Annotated in this window: 22 protein-coding genes, 1 tRNA gene, 3 pseudogenes and 1 riboswitch; of the genes and pseudogenes, 14 read left to right on the forward strand and 12 right to left on the reverse strand. The window is 41.4% G+C overall.

Features of this window, described 5'->3' with window-relative positions; all coding sequences use genetic code 11:
* Positions 1-63: 63 nt before the first annotated feature.
* The gene (locus NYE68_RS06680) at positions 64-2349 is read right to left on the reverse strand and encodes an ATP-dependent helicase (RefSeq protein ID WP_224463095.1); all 2286 of its coding nucleotides are present in this window, start codon (positions 2347-2349) and stop codon (positions 64-66) included.
* Between the two features lie 120 nt (positions 2350-2469).
* Here NYE68_RS06680 and NYE68_RS06685 point away from each other — a divergent pair, with 120 nt between their 5' ends.
* Both NYE68_RS06685 and bla read left to right on the forward strand, forming a co-directional pair.
* Positions 2470-2724: a hypothetical protein gene (locus tag NYE68_RS06685; RefSeq protein WP_020955647.1), complete on the forward strand. Its 255-nt coding sequence runs from the start codon at positions 2470-2472 to the stop codon at positions 2722-2724.
* A 128-nt stretch (positions 2725-2852) separates the two neighbouring features.
* Positions 2853-3542 carry a subclass B1 metallo-beta-lactamase gene (gene bla, locus NYE68_RS06690; RefSeq protein ID WP_324635943.1) on the forward strand — a complete coding sequence of 230 codons (690 nt, stop codon included), beginning with the start codon at positions 2853-2855 and terminating at the stop codon, positions 3540-3542.
* A 41-nt stretch (positions 3543-3583) separates the two neighbouring features.
* On the opposite strand, the gene NYE68_RS06695 is transcribed toward bla, so the two are convergent.
* The 6 genes from NYE68_RS06695 to NYE68_RS06720 form a co-directional block, all read right to left on the reverse strand.
* A complete protein-coding gene (locus NYE68_RS06695; RefSeq protein ID WP_324635942.1) occupies positions 3584-4306 on the reverse strand; it encodes an ABC transporter permease in 723 nt (240 codons plus the stop codon).
* Positions 4299-5036 carry an ABC transporter ATP-binding protein gene (locus tag NYE68_RS06700; RefSeq protein WP_007409079.1) on the reverse strand — a complete coding sequence of 246 codons (738 nt, stop codon included), beginning with the start codon at positions 5034-5036 and terminating at the stop codon, positions 4299-4301. Before NYE68_RS06700 ends, NYE68_RS06695 begins: the two co-directional genes overlap by 8 nt.
* Positions 5037-5270, reverse strand: a complete 234-nt coding sequence (locus NYE68_RS06705) for an AbrB/MazE/SpoVT family DNA-binding domain-containing protein (protein WP_003154973.1) — start codon at positions 5268-5270, stop codon at positions 5037-5039.
* 160 nt (positions 5271-5430) lie between these two features.
* Entirely contained in the window at positions 5431-5862 is a 432-nt protein-coding gene (locus tag NYE68_RS06710) for a GNAT family N-acetyltransferase (protein ID WP_324635941.1), read from the reverse strand.
* Between the two features lie 4 nt (positions 5863-5866).
* A complete protein-coding gene (locus tag NYE68_RS06715) occupies positions 5867-6382 on the reverse strand; it encodes a YjcG family protein (RefSeq protein ID WP_021494998.1) in 516 nt (171 codons plus the stop codon).
* A gap of 25 nt (positions 6383-6407) precedes the next feature.
* Positions 6408-7130 (reverse strand): esterase family protein, encoded by a 723-nt coding sequence (locus NYE68_RS06720; RefSeq protein WP_007409075.1) that lies wholly within the window; start codon positions 7128-7130, stop codon positions 6408-6410.
* Positions 7131-7304: 174 nt separating this feature from the next.
* Positions 7305-7430: riboswitch (SAM riboswitch) on the forward strand.
* Positions 7431-7499: 69 nt separating this feature from the next.
* Between NYE68_RS06720 and NYE68_RS06725 the strand changes: the two genes are divergently transcribed.
* From NYE68_RS06725 to NYE68_RS06735, 3 genes are all read left to right on the forward strand, one after another.
* Positions 7500-8621 (forward strand): methionine biosynthesis PLP-dependent protein, encoded by a 1122-nt coding sequence (locus NYE68_RS06725; protein WP_015417234.1) that lies wholly within the window; start codon positions 7500-7502, stop codon positions 8619-8621.
* Positions 8614-9789, forward strand: coding sequence for a cystathionine beta-lyase (gene metC / locus NYE68_RS06730; RefSeq protein WP_324635940.1), 1176 nt, complete (start codon positions 8614-8616; stop codon positions 9787-9789). Before NYE68_RS06725 ends, metC begins: the two co-directional genes overlap by 8 nt.
* A 137-nt stretch (positions 9790-9926) precedes the next feature.
* Positions 9927-9999: transfer RNA gene (locus tag NYE68_RS06735), tRNA-Val, on the forward strand.
* 245 nt (positions 10000-10244) lie between these two features.
* On the opposite strand, the gene NYE68_RS06740 is transcribed toward NYE68_RS06735, so the two are convergent.
* The 5 genes and pseudogenes from NYE68_RS06740 to NYE68_RS06760 form a co-directional block, all read right to left on the reverse strand.
* Complete coding sequence (locus tag NYE68_RS06740) at positions 10245-10601, reverse strand: tRNA-Val4 (RefSeq protein ID WP_324635939.1); 357 nt, start codon at positions 10599-10601, stop codon at positions 10245-10247.
* A 420-nt stretch (positions 10602-11021) separates the two neighbouring features.
* Entirely contained in the window at positions 11022-11324 is a 303-nt protein-coding gene (locus tag NYE68_RS06745) for a contact-dependent growth inhibition system immunity protein (RefSeq protein ID WP_324635938.1), read from the reverse strand.
* Positions 11325-11377: 53 nt separating this feature from the next.
* A pseudogene (locus NYE68_RS06750) lies at positions 11378-11661 on the reverse strand (hypothetical protein).
* A 33-nt stretch (positions 11662-11694) separates the two neighbouring features.
* Positions 11695-12087 (reverse strand): hypothetical protein, encoded by a 393-nt coding sequence (locus NYE68_RS06755; protein WP_061861370.1) that lies wholly within the window; start codon positions 12085-12087, stop codon positions 11695-11697.
* An 11-nt stretch (positions 12088-12098) separates the two neighbouring features.
* Positions 12099-13877, reverse strand: coding sequence for a T7SS effector LXG polymorphic toxin (locus NYE68_RS06760; RefSeq protein WP_324635937.1), 1779 nt, complete (start codon positions 13875-13877; stop codon positions 12099-12101).
* A gap of 560 nt (positions 13878-14437) precedes the next feature.
* Between NYE68_RS06760 and NYE68_RS06765 the strand changes: the two genes are divergently transcribed.
* The 9 genes and pseudogenes from NYE68_RS06765 to NYE68_RS06805 all read left to right on the forward strand — a co-directional run.
* Positions 14438-14986: a hypothetical protein gene (locus tag NYE68_RS06765; protein ID WP_064116066.1), complete on the forward strand. Its 549-nt coding sequence runs from the start codon at positions 14438-14440 to the stop codon at positions 14984-14986.
* Positions 14987-15034: 48 nt separating this feature from the next.
* On the forward strand, positions 15035-15265 hold the full coding sequence (locus NYE68_RS06770) for a hypothetical protein (protein ID WP_039251891.1): 231 nt from the start codon (positions 15035-15037) through the stop codon (positions 15263-15265).
* A 42-nt stretch (positions 15266-15307) separates the two neighbouring features.
* Complete coding sequence (locus NYE68_RS06775) at positions 15308-15481, forward strand: hypothetical protein (RefSeq protein WP_175406755.1); 174 nt, start codon at positions 15308-15310, stop codon at positions 15479-15481.
* Between the two features lie 30 nt (positions 15482-15511).
* Positions 15512-16210, forward strand: a complete 699-nt coding sequence (locus NYE68_RS06780; RefSeq protein ID WP_094032356.1) for a hypothetical protein — start codon at positions 15512-15514, stop codon at positions 16208-16210.
* Positions 16211-16259: 49 nt separating this feature from the next.
* Complete coding sequence (locus tag NYE68_RS06785; protein WP_324675430.1) at positions 16260-16634, forward strand: UPF0715 family protein; 375 nt, start codon at positions 16260-16262, stop codon at positions 16632-16634.
* A gap of 253 nt (positions 16635-16887) precedes the next feature.
* A complete protein-coding gene (locus NYE68_RS06790) occupies positions 16888-17265 on the forward strand; it encodes a hypothetical protein (RefSeq protein ID WP_264101503.1) in 378 nt (125 codons plus the stop codon).
* A gap of 237 nt (positions 17266-17502) precedes the next feature.
* The gene (locus NYE68_RS06795; protein WP_324635935.1) at positions 17503-17835 is read left to right on the forward strand and encodes an HIT domain-containing protein; all 333 of its coding nucleotides are present in this window, start codon (positions 17503-17505) and stop codon (positions 17833-17835) included.
* A 111-nt stretch (positions 17836-17946) separates the two neighbouring features.
* A pseudogene (locus NYE68_RS06800) lies at positions 17947-18416 on the forward strand (hypothetical protein).
* A 438-nt stretch (positions 18417-18854) separates the two neighbouring features.
* Positions 18855-18994, forward strand: a pseudogene (locus NYE68_RS06805) (hypothetical protein); the annotation flags it as partial.
* Positions 18995-19056: the final 62 nt, after the last annotated feature.

Genomic DNA, 19056 nt, shown 5'->3' on the forward strand with positions numbered 1-19056 from the left:
AGCCGGCCTTGCTAAAAAGGCCTTTTTATGTGAGAAGAACCCGGCAGTGATCTGCCGGGTTCTTTATATCCTGAGTGCGCTCCGTCTGTCCGTCCGAAGAAGGGGCTCGAGAAATCTTGAGCTGCGCGCTGTTTTTCCCCGCCTGTACGCGGGACAAGATACATATAAATGCTGCATGGCCCTTGTCATTGCGACATACAGAAGCCGTCTTTCTTCTTCGAGCGGAGCGGGATCGCCCTGTCTCGCCGTCTCAAGCGCGAAGTCATGGGGGATCGAGCCGTCAGCCGCGCCTAAAATATAGACCGTATTGAATTCAAGACCTTTAGAGCGGTGAATGGTCAGCAGTTCGACGCCGTTTTCATCGGTTTTCAGATTCTCAGCGGCGCGCATATGATCGACATGCGCAAGAAAATCGGGAATGGTTTTGAATTTTTTGGCGGCCACTTTGACATCCCTGAGATCATCAGAGCCTTTTTCCAGTTTGTTTCCCTCATTGCCCCGTTTTTTTAAATACTCGGAAAAACCCATTTTGCTTTCTGCAAAGGTGATGGCTTCAACCGGCTTCATTGTCCGGATGCTTGCGAAAAACGGAACGATCTGCTTGATCTTCCCTATTTGAAAAGGCTTCAAGTCAGGCAGTTTCGTCAGTGCCTTAATCATCGTGCAATCTTCCGTGATTGACAGCGCCTTTAACGTTTGCAGGGCGGATTGCTTTAAAAATAAGGCGGGCAGCAGGTCTTTCACCGCATCCGGATCATCTTCATTCTGACTCGCATATAAGTAGGCGAGGATCTGGCGTACGATTCTGCGGCTGTAGAACGTCTGCACGCCCCGGTCGGCATGATAAGGAATCGATGATTGGTGCAGTCTTTCATAAATGGCCCGTCCGGCGCTGTTTGTCCGGTAAAGCACGGCAAAATCGTCAGGACTCGCCCCGTTTTGAATTTTCTCTTTCATATCCGAAACGATCATGGTCGCTTCTTCTTCTTCATCGTAAGGAAAAAACATCACGGGATTGTGAACGCCGTCTTTGACGGCAGAAAGTGTTTTTTCATACCGTTTTTTATTTTTCTTTACGACGGCATGAGCGCTTGAGACGATCGGATGCGGCGAGCGGTAATTTGCCGTTAAGTAAATGGTCTTTGCTGCCGGATAGTCCTTTTGAAAGTCAAGAATGAAAGACGGGCTGCTGCCGCGGAATGCATAAATGGATTGGTCGTCATCACCCACGCAGCACAGGTTATTCTCAGGGCTTGCGATCATTTGCATAATGTTGTACTGGACAGGATTGATATCTTGGAATTCATCAATCAAAATATGAGAAAATCTGTTTTGGTACTGCGCGAGAATATCAGGCCGGCTTTGAAACAGTTCATAACAGCCTTGGGCCATGTCATCAAAATCAAATTGCCGTTTTTCCCGCTTCTGCCTTTCGTAATGTTCGTAGAGCCTGTACACTTTTTTCTCCCAGTCGTCCGCAAGCGGAATGGTCTCATGGGGGAGATACGTGTTTTTCCAGCAGCCGATAAGCTGAAGCGCCTGGTCGACGGGAAACTCTTTTTCATCCAAATGTTCTTCATAGAGCGCCTTTTTCACATATTGCTCTTTTTGCCACTCCATTTTTAAAAGCTGGCTGCCGTTCCATTTTGAAGAATCATAATGATAGAGTATTTTATAGAAAAAGCTGTGGAATGTTCCTGTCACGAGACGGGAGACTTTTCCGGCTGCCAGACCGTACTCATTTGCCATCCGCTCTTTCATTTCGGCGACGGCTTTTGTCGTAAAGGTCACAAGCAGCATATTCTCAGGTGAAATGCCGAGGTGTTCAATCATATGGGCGGCGCGTGCTGTCAGCACCCTTGTTTTTCCGCTTCCTGCTCCGGCAAGCACTAATAAAGGCCCGTCCGTTTCAGTAACTGCCTTCATCTGTTCACGGTTCAGGCCGATGCCGGGGAACAAAGATGTATCAGCCGCCTCGGATGTTGGTGAAAACGGTTCGGCCGCAGGAACTTTTTTCGGGCTTTTCCATTCTGAGACGATCGGTTTCGGATTCTCTGAAATCGCTTTTCCTTTCGGCAGGCGGAACATGCCGGCTTCCTTATACTCTTCTTTTTCTTTCTCCGCTAGTGGTTCCTCGGCCGCGCATGCTTTTTCACAGGCGGTGAAGTCTCCCTTTTGCCGGTGATAAAATGCCGGCTGCTCTAAAATCGAAAGCCGCATCAAGACGGGCTGCTCACAATGTGCGCAAAAAATATTTCCTTTCTGAGCTTCTTCAAAAAGGAATTGGTAATGTTCTCTAGAATATGTATGTAAATGTATCGTTCGGTTATTCAGTCGGGCGCATTTCAAAAAGGGGTCCTCCCATTAAAAGGTGTTCATCCATTTGATAGACAAAGAATATCATAACAAAAGAACAGCGTTTCAAAAAGTAAGATTAAGGGAAATGAAAAGCGAAGGGGAGGGGTACATATGATTTATGCAGGACGGATTCAAAACCAGCAGTATTCTCAATACGCAAACCGGGCAGCGGGTTATAAGCCTGATTACGCCGGCATTACGAAAGCGGCCGCCCTCGCCAATGACAGGGTGTACAGAGAGGTGGAGCGCCGCCAGGAAAACACCGCAGCCGCAGAAAAGAAAGTACATGAGGAAAAACGTAAGCGCTCTCTTTCCCGTCTGCCGCAAATCATGGGAAAAGGCCGGTTAATAAATCAATACGTGTGAAAAAGCCCGGATATATCCGGGTTTTTTTGAGTCGTATATATAAAAGATGCGGAAAGGAATGATTCAATTTGAGAAAGCTTTCATTATGAATTGCGGGGTTATTTCTATTCGGCCTCTTTACTGCCGGAATGAAACCGGCAGACGCTGCGGAGGGCTTCGCAGCAAAAGGTGTCACTCTCACACAGCTGGCGCCGCATGTTTGGATGCATACAAGCACCGGTACGGCAGACGGAAGTCCCGTCCCTGCGAACGGATTGCTTCTTGAGACTTCCAAAGGAATCGTACTGATTGATACTCCGTGGAATGACAGTCTCACAGAGCAATTAATGACACAAATAAAAAAGCGGTTTCCCGGCAAAAGGATGACCGATGCCATTGTGACACACGCCCATGATGATCGTATCGGCGGGCTGAACACCCTGTACAAATACGGCGTAAAGGTGCACAGCACGAAGCTGACCGCCGACTTCGCCCGAGAGCAGGGATATGACCGGCCGCTCGGAGATTTGAAAAACGTGACAAAGCTGCAGTTTGGCGATATGAAAATTGAAACGTTTTATCCGGGAAAAGGGCATACGGAAGACAATATGACCGTCTGGCTGCCTGAGGATAAGCTCTTATTCGGCGGTTGCTTAATCAAGGCTTTAGAAACAAAGGAAATCGTGCCTACTCCGGGCTTTTATCCGGATAAGTGGCCGCGCGCCGTCCGCAAAGTCATGAAAAGATATCAGGACATCAGCATTGTCGTTCCGGGCCATGGCAGTCCGGGGGATGATCGTCTGCTGCCGCATACGATAAGCCTTCTGAAAGAAACGTAATAAAGAAGACCGGCGCTCCCATTACGGAGTGCCGGCTTTTTTTATCTCTTCCTGATTTTCATAAAACTGAGGAAAGCAAGTGCAAGCGCCAAAACGGTATATCCCGCTATCGGCCAAATATGCTGATGAAAGGAAGAATAATCTCCGGATATGACTTCCTGGGCCAGCTCGATCGAGTGAATAAACGGTAAGGCATAAGCGATATGTTTGAATGTGTCACCGAGCAGGCTCACCTCCATCCAAGCCCCGCCCAGAAATTGCACGAGTGTAATATAAATCGTTCCGATACCTGAAATTTGTTTGTCCGTAAACACAGCCCCTAAACATAAACCGAAGAAAACGGACATCATCGCAATCGGCAGCAAGACAGCGATACCTGCGAGAAGATTCATCCACTCGGCGGATAAACCGGCAGCAGCAGCTGCGATAAAACAAATGACGATTTGTAAAATGGCTAACGGCATCATCGGCATTGCATAACCGATGACATAATCGGCTGTTTTTAAAGGGGAAGCAAACAAACGGGTCAAAAGGGCGGTCTGTTTGTCTTTTGCGATCAGCAATGCAGAGAACATCGTAAGGAAAGCGAAACCGAAAACAATGAGTCCGGGTGCTAAATGCTGAATTTTAAAGGTATCAAGCGGCGCATTTTTTTCAATCGCCGTAAACAGAAACAATAGAATAACAGGCAGTGCGATTCCAAGGATAATAGACAGGGGGTCACGAAAAATTTCTTTGCGGTTGCGAATGGCGAAATCAAGCATAAAGACCCGCCTCCCCGTCACAAATCGCTAAAAAGGCATCTTCAAATGTAGCTGAATGAGTTTGCTTTTTCAGGGCCTCCGCCGTACCCAGTGCTTTTAAAGTCCCATTTTCTAAAATGCAAATACGATCTGCCAGGGCTTCAGCCTCTTCTAAATAGTGTGTCGTTAAAATAATCGTCATGTCACCCTTTAATGCCTCAAGATTTTTCCACAACTCGCGGCGCGAACGGACGTCCAGCCCTAATGTCGGCTCATCTAAGAAATAAATATCCGGCTTGGTGATCATTCCCATTGCGATGCTGAGCCGGCGCTGCATTCCTCCTGATAATGTTTTGGTTTTTGCTCTTTCTTTCTCTTTTAATTGAAACAATTCGAGCATCTCATCTGTTCTTTTTTTTGCTTCTTTTTTCGGAATTCCGTAGACACCGGCTATAAACTCTAAGTTTTCCCGTACGGTTAGATGAGGAGCGATAGCTGTTTCCTGCGGGGACATATTCAATTTCGGTTTTATTTTATCTAAATCAGTCAAAATACTGTGTCCAAGCACTGATGCATCACCGTCATCCGGAGAAAGGAGTCCGCAAAGCATACTGATTAATGTCGTTTTTCCGGCTCCGTTCTCACCGAGTAAAGCAAAAAATTCCCCTTTCTCAACTGAGAACTCAAGACGGTCAACGGCGGCGGTTTCTTTATAATGTTTCGTTAATTGCTTCAGCTCAATCGCGTGCATTTACTCATCCTCGCTATCTGCGTCGATTTGCTTAGCGTTTAAAATATCTTTTGCAAACTCGAAAAAGAGTTCTTGTTTAACAAGTGCGATACCTTGCTGGTCATCCCCAAGCATAAGCAGTGAATCCCCCGGATTTATATCGAAAACATCTCTTGCTTCTTTAGGAATGACAATCTGTCCTTTTGTGCCCACTTTAACAGTCCCGAATATGTGTTTTCCTTTTGGTGCCGTCATGTTTATCCCTCCGAAATATGAATTGTATTTTTTGTATGAATTGTAATACTTCGTATACTAAACATACATTAACCTTCCATAAAATGCAATAAAATTCATGAAATAGTATTATTTTCATAAAAAAAGCACTCCTGCCATATCAACAGGAGTGCTTTTGATTTTATCGTTTGTGTTCCTTTATCATTTCCAGATGGGGGATGCCCGCATCGAGAAATTCTTCGCCGGATGTGACGCGGTATCCTTGTTTTTCGTAAAACGGAACGGCCTGCGTCTGCGCATGTAAGATAAAGCTGCCGGCGCCCTTGGCTGCCGCCGCTTTTTCAAGCGCCTGCATCATGATGGCTCCGACGCCTAAAGAACGATGGCTTTTCATTACGCAGATGCGCTCTAATTTTCCACGCCCGTCTTTCAAGCGCCATCTGCCGGCTCCGACCGGCTGGCCGCCGTCATATATGACTATATGCTCTGACGTGTCTTCGAATTGATCAATCTCTTCTTCTTCCGGAACGTGCTGTTCTTTAACAAAGACCTCTTTTCTGACGAAAAAAGCGTCGTTCAGCTGTTTTTCAGTTTTTGCGATGATGGATTCCAAGCAGTTATTCTCCTCCGCCTAATAAAAATGTTTCGTACACAGTCCATGATCCGTTGTCCAGCTGATAAAGCAAGTGAAAACGGTCGATGACTTCTTCGTGGGAAATGTCCAGCATTTTCAGCTGTCCGAGTACGTCGGAATGTTCATCTGACGACAGCTTCTGGCCGACCGTGACATGCGGAACGAAGCTGTATTCCGGCTCGCCGGATAATGCTCCTGAGTAGCATTTCTCACTCAGAGATTTTAATTCCTCCGTCGGCTCTGCTTTCATATATATCACATTATTCACAGGAGAAAACGAGCTGTATTTTGTGATTTTCAGAACGAGCGGATGCGACTCTTTCGCCGTCTGTCTCAGTTGTGATACGACCTGCTCGATTTCCTGTTCTGTCGCTTCAAACGGATCTCTTACCGTCAGATGCGGCGGAATGAGCGCGTAGCTCGGGTCGTAGCGTTTCCGGTACGAATTTGCGAGATCCTGTAATTTTTTTGATGGAAATAAAACAATACCGTATTTCATGAAAGTTCCCTCCTTAAATGAATGGTTACAGCATTTTTTTCAGCGCCGGCGTGATGAGCGGCTGCCAGTAGGTCCATTTATGATCCCCGTCGAAGGTTTCATACGTGTATTCAGACTGTTTGCTTTCCAGCAGCTGTTTGAGCTCTTCGTTCGGCGCGGTGAAATCAAGAACCTGGCCGTCTGTCGTGTGAACGCCGGTTTCTTTTTCTCCGATTTGATGATAAACGGAAATCTGTTTGAGATCCTCCGACTGCCGGACGGCATCCAGCACGTGCCCGTCAACATACGGAGACTGCATGATGACGTTTCCAAACATGTTCGGATAGTCAATCGCCGTCATAAGCGAAACGGTTCCGCCGAGGGAATCCCCGATCATGGTGCGGCCGTATCCGACTTGATAAGTCGGGTATTCTTTGTCGATAAAAGGAACGAGCTCATTTGCGATGAACCGCTTATATGAGGCGAATTTAGAGCCTTCTGGATGGTATGTGTTTCTTCGCTCCCGCACATTTTTATAAGGGACGCCGATAATGATGCAGCGGTCAATTTCCCCTTTTGACATAAGCTCTTCCGCCTGCCGCCCGATTCTCCCTAATCTGAAATAATCATGGCCGTCCTGAGCGATGACCGTATGATATTTATACAGAGGGGAGAAGGTGGCGGGCAGGTAGACCAAAACGGTCATTTCCTCTTCAAGCTCATGGGAGAAAAGTTTTTTCTCATGAATGATTCCGTTTTTTGATGCCACTTCGCATTCCTCCAGGCCGCTTCTTGTCTTGATGGTTTTTTCCTATTGTACCATGAATTATTAGAAATTTCTTTCTTCAGATGCACTTCTTGCGAGAGTTCAGATAAATAAAAAGTTATTGAAATTCATTTTATAGTGCGTTAATATAGAACAATCAGAAAATACAAAACAATATTCTTATCACGAGAGGTGGAGGGACTGGCCCTTTGAAACCTCAGCAACCGGTTTGCTTTGCCGCGGGAAGGCAAAGTGCCAAGGTGCTAAATCCAGCAAGCGATTCACATGCTTGGAAGATAAGAGGAAGAGAAAAGCTCCTTCTTCTTATGAAGAGGGGGCTTTTTTATTTTTGAAAAAGGATGGTGCTTACTGATGACGCAGCATGTTGATACAAAATTAGCCCAAATCGGAAATAGAAGCGAAGAAGCAACGGGAACGGTCAGTCCGCCGATTTATCTGTCCACCGCTTATCGCCATAGAGGAATTGGAGAATCTACAGGCTTTGATTATGTGCGTACGAAAAACCCGACACGCCAGCTCGTTGAAGACGCTATCGCCGTGTTGGAAAACGGTGCGAGAGGCTTTGCTTTCAGCTCGGGAATGGCAGCCATTCAAACAATTATGGCTTTATTTAAAAGCGGGGATGAATTGATTGTATCCTCCGATTTATACGGAGGCACGTACCGTTTGTTTGAAAACGAATGGAGAAAATACGGCTTAAGCTTTATTTACGATGATTTCAGCGATGAAGACTGTTTACGCTCCAAAATAACGGAAAACACGAAAGCGGTATTTGTTGAAACGCCGACAAACCCGTTAATGCAGGAGGCGGACATTGAAAAAATCGCCCGGATTACGAAAGAAGCCGGCCTGCTTTTGATTGTGGATAATACGTTTTATACCCCGGTGCTCCAGCGTCCGCTTGAACTGGGAGCGGACATCGTCATTCACAGCGCCACAAAATATTTAGGCGGGCACAATGATCTCCTTGCCGGTCTTGCTGTCGTAAAGGATGAAGAGCTCGGCGAGATCATGTTTAATCACCAAAATGCGATCGGCGCCGTTCTTTCGCCGTTTGATTCGTGGCTTTTAATGAGAGGGATGAAAACACTCGGACTCAGAATGCGCCGTCATGAAGAAAACGCCCGTGAACTTGCGGAATTTTTAGAACAGGAAGAAGAAATCGCCGACGTGTTATATCCCGGAAAAGGCGGGATGCTGTCTTTCCGGCTGCAAAAAGAGGAATGGGTCAATCCGTTTTTAAAGGCGCTGAAAACGATCTGTTTCGCAGAAAGTCTCGGCGGGGTGGAAAGCTTTATTACATACCCCGCGACACAGACGCACATGGATATTCCTGAAGACATCCGTATTGCAAACGGCGTCTGCAACCGTCTGCTGAGATTTTCAGTGGGCATTGAACATGCAGAAGATTTGAAGCGGGATGTAAAGCAGGCATTACAGCAAGTAAAAGAGGGGGCCGTGTCATATGAGTAATCACAATTGGACGCTGGAAACCCAGCTCGTGCACAATCCATTTAAAACAGACGGAGCCACCGGAGCCGTCAGCGTCCCGATCCAGCATGCTTCCACATTCCATCAGTCTTCATTTGAAGAATTCGGGACATATGACTACAGCCGCTCAGGCACACCGACAAGAACAGCGCTTGAAGAAACGATCGCAGGTCTTGAAGGCGGAACGAGAGGCTTTGCTTTCAGCTCGGGAATGGCGGCGATTTCGACGGCGTTTCTGCTCTTATCCCAAGGCGACCATGTCCTCGTCACGGAGGATGTGTACGGCGGAACATTCCGCATGGTGACTGAGGTTCTGTCCCGTTTCGGAATTGAACATACCTTTGTCGATATGACGGACACAGAAGCGGTCGCCCGAACCATCCGCCCGAACACGAAAGCCATCTATATGGAAACACCGTCAAATCCGACGCTCGGCATCACGGATATTAAGGGCGTCGTCAAACTGGCAAAGGATCACGGCTGTCTGACATACCTTGACAATACTTTCATGACGCCTGCTCTGCAGCGTCCGCTTGATCTCGGTGTAGATATCGTGCTCCACAGTGCGACGAAATTTTTAAGCGGACACAGCGATGTGCTGTCAGGCCTTGCCGCCGTCAAGGATGAAGAGCTCGGCAATCAGCTGTATAAGCTGCAAAACTCGTTTGGAGCGGTGCTCGGCGTACAGGACTGCTGGCTCGTATTGAGAGGCTTAAAAACATTGCAGGTCAGACTGGAAAAAGCGAGCCGGACGGCTGAACGGCTCGCTGCCTTTTTTGACGGGCACCCCGCCGTCAAAAACGTTTATTATCCCGGCCTTGCCGGACACCCGGGAGCCGATACCCATAAACGGCAAGCAACCGGAGCGGGCGCCGTCCTGTCCTTTGAACTGGAAAGCAAAGAAGCCGTCAAAAAGCTGGTCGAAAATGTATCTCTTCCGGTATTTGCGGTCAGCCTCGGCGCCGTTGAATCCATTCTCTCATACCCTGCAACCATGTCGCATGCAGCCATGCCGAAAGCGGAGAGGGAAAAACGCGGCATCACAGACGGCCTTCTGCGCCTGAGCGTCGGAGTCGAAAACGCCGAAGATTTAGAACGCGACTTCGAACAGGCATTGAAAAAAATAACTCCCGCCAAAGTCAGATCATAAACGAAAAGGGCGCCGCCAATTGAGCGCCGCCCCTTTTTTTATTTTTGATAAAAAAAGTGTTGACGAACGGCTAAGCAGGATATATAATTATAAATGTCAGAGAGACAACAACATACCCAGCAACACATACATATCATGATTCCGTAGCTCAGCTGGGAGAGCGCTACCTTGACAGGGTAGAGGTCGCTGGTTCGAGCCCAGTCGGAATCATAGCCAAAACCCTTGCGCAGCAAGGGTTTTTTACTTTTTATTGAAACAGCTCTAGAGGCTTACATTATTCCAGTAAGAAGGACAAGGAAATGGCATTGATAGCTATTATGCACTGAAAACCGAAAATTTGTCAGACCGTTCCTTATGAGTTCTCCAGATAGTAACTGCGGATCGAAAACAAAGTGAAACTTGAAGCAGTATTAAAGTAATAAAAAAGTCCCTTGAATCTCAAGGGACCTAAAGTTTTAATCATCACTCTTATACCTTTGGGGGATCTTGTCTCTCCAGTCGAGTATAAGTTTTTTGAATTTTTCTGTCTCCATGGAGCTTCTATCGTTTTCATTTTCTGTATAAAGGTGTTCTATGACTGTTTGATCTTCTTTTATATATGCAATGGTTGTATTTAGTTGAATCTCATATTCTTCAGAAGAACCATCCAATACGTCTTGAATCATTTTCAAGTATTCATCAGCTTCATCTATCGAAACAATGTCTTCAATGAAATCAGAAAAGTATTCTAACCCTGCGGGGAGAACTACTCGTAAGTATCCTAAATGGTCTCTTTTACATTCAAATGAATATACCATAATAAAATCAATCATTCCCTTGGTTTTTTATATAAAGGATGTGCAGCAGCTATTGAGCCATCTTTATTAATATACATCTCTACATCTAATACAGCCGATATGGTTTAACGACTTTTTGTTCATCAGAGAGATGGCAAAAATCCCATAAAATAGGATTAGAAGAATATAAACTAAGAACCTTTATATAAACCTCTTAGATGAGAAGATATTAGTAGCATGTTAGCATAATTAAGTCCATTATTTGGGTTTTTTATATTACCCTCTTTTTCTGCAGTTTATACCACTTGAAATTACCTTTCATCAATAAATGCGGTCGAACGATTCAGTCCATGTATGGTTTGAAGACATACGGCATTTACGACCAAACATGAAAGCGAAGCTGGAAGTGAAATTGAAATTAATAAAAGAAGCCCTTCTTAAAAGAGGGCTTTTTTTCTAACTATGTTGTTTAAGGTGCTTTTTAATTTGTTCAGTGACTTGCTTAAGCCATTCTAATGGAGTTATATCATCTTCAGGAAAGTATATGCCATCCGCTGCTTCCTCTATAAATTCATTCTTGTCTTCTTCTGAATAATCACTATTTACAAACTCAGTTAGTGCTATTAAATCTCTTTCTTTTAGTTTTTGTGATGCTTCATTTAGATATTCATTAAGAGCATCTTCGGGAGATTCTATATCTTGGTGGAAATGTCCGCCGAGAAATCTAAATACAGGATCAGAAACTTTAATTTCAATCATTGCTAACCACCATCAAGAATCATTATCGTCAAATATAAGAGATGGTACGTATATTATTCTATATAACTTTCTGCTATATCAATATCATTTGTCATTTCTAGGTCAGGGTATTTTTCATCTAATTTTCTTAAACAATCAATAAGTTCTTTACTTTGCAAACTTTCAGCTAAATCTTTAAATACCTCACTGCCCCAATATAAATCTTCTTTATTACAATTTTCTAGATAGCTGATTGTATTTTCTTCGTTTTCTGAGAGTACTTCAATTATTTCATCCCAACTAGATTAAGTTTTTTTCTTTTAATTAATATATCTTTCATTTTTTTCTCTAAATTCATATTGATTCTCTTAACTAAGAAGGGCTAATATTTTCATATTGCTTTTCCTATTGTTACATCTCCATCATGGAAAAATTCAATAACATAACCAGATTCGCTGAACATGAAGGTATCTGAACCTACAGCAGTTACATCATCAATTACGTTTAAGGCGTTGTCTAAGCTGGTTTTTACACCTGGATAATCACCGTAAGCCCAAAGGAGAATAACAGTTTTATCATCTATTTTATTCTCAACTAACCATTCATCAATATCTTCAGCATAATCAATAGATCTGTGATAAGTTACTTCATCCCATTTAATTCTTCCCCATGATGTGAAGGGGAAACTTTCGCCAAGTTGTTCATGATATTTACGTGTCTCAGAAATAGTGAGGACTTCTTTGTTATCTCCAAGAGCTTCTAGACATTCTTCGTATAAGGTCATATTAACACTTCCTATTTATTTAAATGTTTTAAAAGGGATTTATAAGTATCTTCGTTTCCGTTAAAAGGTATATAATATTTCTTTGCCTTATCTCCTTTTCCATTTCTATAATCCTCAACATTTATATGGGGTCCCTTTTCGGGGTCATAATCTAATCTCCAAAGGACTTTATTATCTCCAGACATTCGGCCAGTAACTTTACCAAAGCCTGCGCTTTTAGATAAAGTACCTATAAAAGGTTTTGAATCTATTCCTAAATCACCAATTAGATTTAGCGCCTCATTTCTAGCTTGTTCATATGTGTCTACCTTTGGAAGCGCAACTTCTCTTGATTTTTTGGAAAGGCCTTTTTTAACTGTCTTGTTTTTTGATGACTTACCATTGATTGATTTAAAGAGTACACTATCTTTAGTGGAATCGGCTATTCTTTTTAGGAGTGGTGTATTCTTCACATTAATAGTATTCTCAGCATCTTGAAGGATTCCTTCTAATGCAGGAGTATACCGATTGACAGGAGATTTGTAAAACTGTTTTACAGACTTTCCGCCTTTCTTAATTGTGCCACCAGCTTTAGCAAGATCTTTAGAACCTGTTGAGACAGAGGACTTTCCGCCTTTCAATAACAGAAGACTTCCGCCCAAGTAAGTAACATAGTGCATTCGTGTATATGCATCCCCGTGAATCATCTTTTTATCCCAATCATCCTTCAATGTGTCAACCATACTTTGAAAGACACCTAGATAGTCGTATTCCAGAACAGTATCCAGAACTTTTTGAGGATCTTTGTTTAAGTTGTCAATTGTCCAACCGATATTCTGTCCGAGTTGAAGTGCTCCTTCACCGGTATCCTTGGCAAGATCGTATACACCAACAAGCAGACCTTTGGCGCCATCACCTATGATTTGCAATGCTTCTTTTCCGTTATCCATGAAAGCTTTACGCTGTTCCAGAAATGAAACAAATTCAAGCTGTTCAGGGGTGAGATTCTCATAGCCAACCTTCTTGGCGATTTCTAAGTATTCATCCGGGTCAGTTACACCATCAGCCAGCTTTTTCTTCAGATCCTTGATTTCACGCTCTTTCGCTTCTTCCTTTTTAATCGTCAAATAAGCATACGAATGTCTTGCGATCTCGCCTTTTTCTTTATGAATATCACTTTCACGGTACGCCTTGGCATTGTAGTGAAGCGGCGTGGCGCTTTTTCCTTTGCCTGTGGCGTTTAGGAGCTGCTGAAAGTCGGCTTGAATGAACTGTTCGTTCGCTTCGGTTTCTGCGTATTCTTTCGTTAAATCGTGATCAAGCTTGCCGAGTTTATGTATGGTTTCGCTTCTTTTTTTGTCAGCTGAAGAAAGCTTCTGATCTGTGCTTTCCGTTGAAAATAGATCAAGCGAGATGATGTCATCGATCTCACCGAGGATGGAGCGCATGTCCTTTTTCTGCTCTTCCATAATCGCCTTTGATTTACTAAGAGCGTGGGTGAGCTCATGCTCCAGAAATGATTCTTCCACATGCGAATTGGAAAGTCCGGCATCTTCGACCTTACCGGGAAGGCTTGTGAGAAATGCGATTTTCATATCGATCAGATCAAGCCAGCTGTCTGTGACGCCGGCGTGGTCCTTAAAAAAAGCTTTGATGTTATTTGCGCCCCGGCCTGAGAAATCATTGTCACCAAGATCAGCCATACCTTGAAACGCTTTTTTCAGGTTGACCATCTGACCGCGCAGTTTTTTATGTTCACCCGCGCGCTGCTTGGCGGCGGCCAGCAGGGTGGTTGCTTCGAAAACTTTCATGACCATATCCTTTCATACGAAATACTTTAACAAGATATTACCATGTAGGAATGAAGAAACAGAACAATGTGTGATTAAGGAGAAGAAAATGAATAATTTGACCTGAGTCTTTGTCCTTAATCTTGTGTGGTTAAGAATTTGAGAAGAGAGGCTATGGGTGAGAAACCGGAGTGCAGGGAATTACTTGGCAGTGTTCGAATTAATTGAATTGGAAAGATTAAGCGGGTTAAAAAGGTTGGAACGTATTATTAGATAATGAATTATGGTGTGTGATAGATGAAGATGTAAGATGATGGTGAGGTATTAACCGGAATTGATAGATTAACGGAAAATAATGTATAATGTACCAGGCAGCTTTGAACTCATTGAAGGTGATGAACATGAAGAAATGGAAAGTTTTTATAAGGTGAAATAATTCTGAATTAAATGAAGAGATTAAATTTGTATAAGTCTTTTTGTTCTGTCTTTATTACTGACGCCCCTTTTACTTTGCTATAATGCAACTCTAAGGCTGCAGATCGCAAATGATCGAGTGCGGTGTATGAACGGGGGCAATGATTATGGTAAACAAAATATTACGCAAAATAAATGGAGCAACAATCTTCTTTGTATTGGTTTTAGCATTTGATTTAACTGTTTTCTTAATGTCTCATGATGGTTATTACTTAAGCTTTGTAGTGGAAACAAATTATATTTTCCCTGTACTGCTTACTTTAGTCGGTTTTTTTGTGTTAGCTCGTAGATATAAAATACGGCAATTATATGTAATTTGCTTAACAATTCCAGTAGTACTTATAGTTGCATTGTTGGCGGCAACTGGTGATTCATATGGGACCATTTCTTCGCCAGCTAAAAATGTAACAGTAACCATAGAATATAGAAACGCCACCTTAGGGGAAACGAATCACTTTTACGATTTTTATGTGCATGTTCCTAGTTTATACCCTGGTTTAATGAGAAAAGTGAATAAGGACACCGTATATATTATGACCCGAAATACCGAGGGTGAAGACGACCTTGATGTGTTAGGAGTAGGTAATGCCGAATGGAAAGATAACAAAATAATTTTCCATTCAGCATATGAAAAGGCGATTGAGGTTGATTTATAGTTTTAGTCTAAATTGACGCATTTCAATGAAACAGATCGGGGGATCGCAATGAAAATTTTAAAATTTAAATTTGACGATTGGTTCTTTGAGTTACATGCAGCATTTAAAGTTAATTTGGATATCCAAACAGATTATGATATCCAGAAGGATATGCTCATGATGAGTAAAGCGATACTCAAAACAACCGGCTATACAAAGTTCTTAACCCAAGATACATATATTAGATATGAAGAAAGCAACTCAGTTTATTGTCATTATTATTTTGAAGAAACTAAGTAAATATGCATCATAAGGAACTCTAGTCTTTTTTAGGAGGAAGGTATGTCAATTTTAACAATAATTGAAATCGTGTTAGTGGCAACTGTATTAGGTTTATTTGCATGGACTTTTAAAAAAGAGAAAAATACTGATGAAGATGTATTAAATTATGCTAGATATATGATTTATTTGCTTGTAGCTGAAGTTGCATTGTATGTCGTATTTCAAATTGTTTAAGTTTATTCTAGGCAAAGAGAGATGTGAATCATGATAGATGTCTTAACTAATATCTTAAAAAATGACAGACTGGATGAATACCCATTATTTAAAAAGTTTTGCTCTCTCAAAGAAAAAGGGTTACGTAAAGAATCCCTTAATGCATTATCTTCCTTTATCGATGAAGCCAAAACGTGGGATAATCATGCACAACAGAATTTTGCTTGTTGGCTATTTGCTTTATTAGAAACATCAGATGATATTCACCATATACTTGTTCACCCTTTAGAAACGGATCTTTTAAAGCCTCTGCTTGAAGCATGGATGAAGAGTAACCCCGAAGATCCAAGACCATACAGGTGGTATGGTGTGTTTTTAAATACTGAAAATCGTGTTGATTACTTGAATAATGCACTTAGACTAGGCGGCAGTAATGAACAATTATCTTTATTAACGTTAATCGATATTCATTTGAACGCCTTGTGGTATTCATTTCATCACATATCCGAAGATTTATATCTAGGCGATATTGAAGAAGATCAAGCACTTCTTACCAAGTCCCGGCAGTTGAACAACAAGATAGAATGTCAACAAACAAGAAAAAGCAATAACGAACAGCTTAACTATTATCAAGATTTGTTGAATGACTGGTTGTTGTTTAAAGAAAAACAATCAAAGGGATTTGTTGAATGGTGTGAAAATAAGGGCAGAATCTATCCTTGGGTCAAATCTTATTATTACGAAAAATAGCAATTGCAAGCATTTTTGTTTTTTAATCGTAAGGGGGGAGATAGATTTGATGGTAGTAAGATACCTAGCTGTCCTTATTTTGTCGGCCATATGTTCTACACTGGTATATGTGATCACCCTGCATCAAGCTGAATATGTTCCTTATCTTATAATTAGCGGGATCATGTTGACATGTTATTTAATTTTTGAATTGCCATTGCAGCTTATCTTAAACCGAAAACCTAGAAGGTTCAATTTAACATATCTCTTAATATACACAGTATCTTCATTTGTTACATGGCTAATCATGGCCGTTCTCTTTGAACCTTATAATCCAATAGGGTCTATACTAGCGAGTTATGAGGTATATTTATTCAGCGTATTATTTTCTCTGATCTTTTGGCTTTGGGACTCTATTCTTGTACAAAAAGTTGTGGTTAAGTAGCTGAGCTCTAAGTAAAAACACTTTCGGAAGAGTGAGTAACTTTGAAGTGAATGGATTGAGGATAGATTGAAAAAAACATTGTTGTTGCGGAAGGCTGAGGTAAATGGGCATCAATCCTGGAAGACCTTCATCAGCAGCGATTTAAGTATGTTGAATGGAAGCGGCTTGTTTAAATTCTAAACATTTATATGTTAGTACATAAATTGTAAGATTTACTTATATCAACACGGCATGATAAAGAAAAGGGTTGTTTATGTTGAACTGGAAAAGAAATGAAAAATTTATGTTTGCAGGAACTTTAATTGCAATTTTCTTGATTTTAATATTTAGCGTCATATTTATTAAAGGAGCGAGCCATACTCCCGGTAAGGATGATGTTGCTGTTTTTGGGAAATTTGCAATCAGCAGACCGCCAGTCAACTATGATCTATATAATAAAGGCAATTCCAAGACGGTTTTAGAAAACGTTACGGGTTACTATGAATCATCTGACTCCCAAGTTTATGTGCAAAATAATACTGATTTTGTTGTGATTAATAAAGGAACATTATATGAGAAAAGATCGCTGAAGAAAGCTTCGAAAAACGATAGGGGAATGTTAAGCAGAATAAATAAATTTGAGGAAGAATAAAGAATTTATTAATCAGAAAAAAACACAAAATTTGATGTATTGAAATTATTTCTCAGAGGAGAAGTTTATGGATTTACTTAATTGGACTTACATTATATCTACAATTATAGGAGCTGCTGGGTTCATAAGTTTATTGTGGTTCTCTTATCTTAATAACAAAAGTGAAAAATAAAGCAGAGCATTGGGTTAATTTGTATATTGATTATGATGATCAAAGCTAAAGAGTAAGGGGGATTAATGATGACAGAAGACTTTTATTGCGATGAAGTATTAAGCGGAAAAACAAAAGTAAATAAAGTTTTAGAAACCGAGAATGTATTGGCGTATCATCATACAAGACCTTTTTGGCCGGTGCATATTGTTGCTATTCCTAAAAAACATATCTCTTCTTTAATCACTTTGGAAGAAGACGACAATGAACTTTTACTCGAGTTGCTGGGTGTGATTAAAAAGGTTGCGGCGAAGGTGACAAAAGAAAGTGGTTCTTGCAGGATGCTTACAAACTTAGGAGATTATCAGGATTCAAAGCATCTGCATTGGCATATAGCTTCAGGAGATCCATTGAGATAAAAGAATCCTTTTAAAGTGGAAATTATAAAATTGACCTACAGGATTTATGAAATTCCAAAGAAACTCCAAGTAGCAGTTGATTCTAAATGGCCAAAAATTGGGGATATAAAGATGAAATTGTATAATGAATTTATAAATATAGCTAAAACTCTTAATAAAGAGTTAGACATTATTCCATTATTATATGGATCTTTAGGTCTTGAGAAGGTAACTGGGTTGAACTTTTCACCAGAAGATATTGATATCCTTATTCCTGTAATATTTTTAGAGGAAAAGTGGGAAAAGCTAAAAAAAGTATGGAACTGCAAGGATATAAATTGGTTGATTTACATGAGCATGAATTTAGGAAAACGAATACTAAAATAGGCATTGCTTGCATTGAGGATTTAAAACCATTTGCAGACGTAGACTATAATAACCTAGGGGTTTTTGAAGATGACGGAGCCAAATATCATTTGCTGACTATTGATGATTACCTCAAGGTTTATAATAAGTCTTTATTAGATGGATATAGAAGAACAAAGAAGAGTAATAAAGATCAAAGTAAAATTAACATATTGAATAAACTAATACAGTATTAATTAAATATTTGTACATTATCATGGCGGCAAAATCATAAAACACTTTACTGCTCAACACCTCATCAATCCATTTTTGCATAATCTTCGTTTATTTCAGTTGTTATCCTTATACATGCTTAAAATATTCCAATCTAGAGAAAGTATATCTGTAGACGGTATGGGAATGCAGACATTTGGATTCAAAAAAGAAATATCGGCCGTATACTCAATAACCCCCTTACCATTAACTGTGAGGGGGTCTATTTTTATTTATCTTATTAATTTGGAAAATGCGTTGACTTACAATCCATATTCAAAAAGATCAATTGCTTTTAGATTCACCGTTCTTTTTGCTCCTGACAATCTTTTTGTCGACTAAATCACTTTGTTCATGTTGAATCGGTTGTTAGAACTTTATGTGATGCACCTCCTTTACAAAGCATACACACATATGAGAGGGCTGAAATTTACCCATATGAATTGGGATATGGCTGCCCAAAGGCTTGTCGCATGGAACCAACATGCGGCAACTGGTCAACAGCTTTGGAAATTTCATCCTAACAGGGAAGTGCGGCAAGCATTGGGAATATAAAGGAATATAGGCTTACAGCTATGAAGGATGTATGAAAATCCGTCAGATGGCGAAGGAAAGGCAATCTCC

Source organism: Bacillus sp. FSL R5-0447, assembly GCF_038606125.1.
Classification (GTDB): domain Bacteria; phylum Bacillota; class Bacilli; order Bacillales; family Bacillaceae; genus Bacillus; species Bacillus velezensis.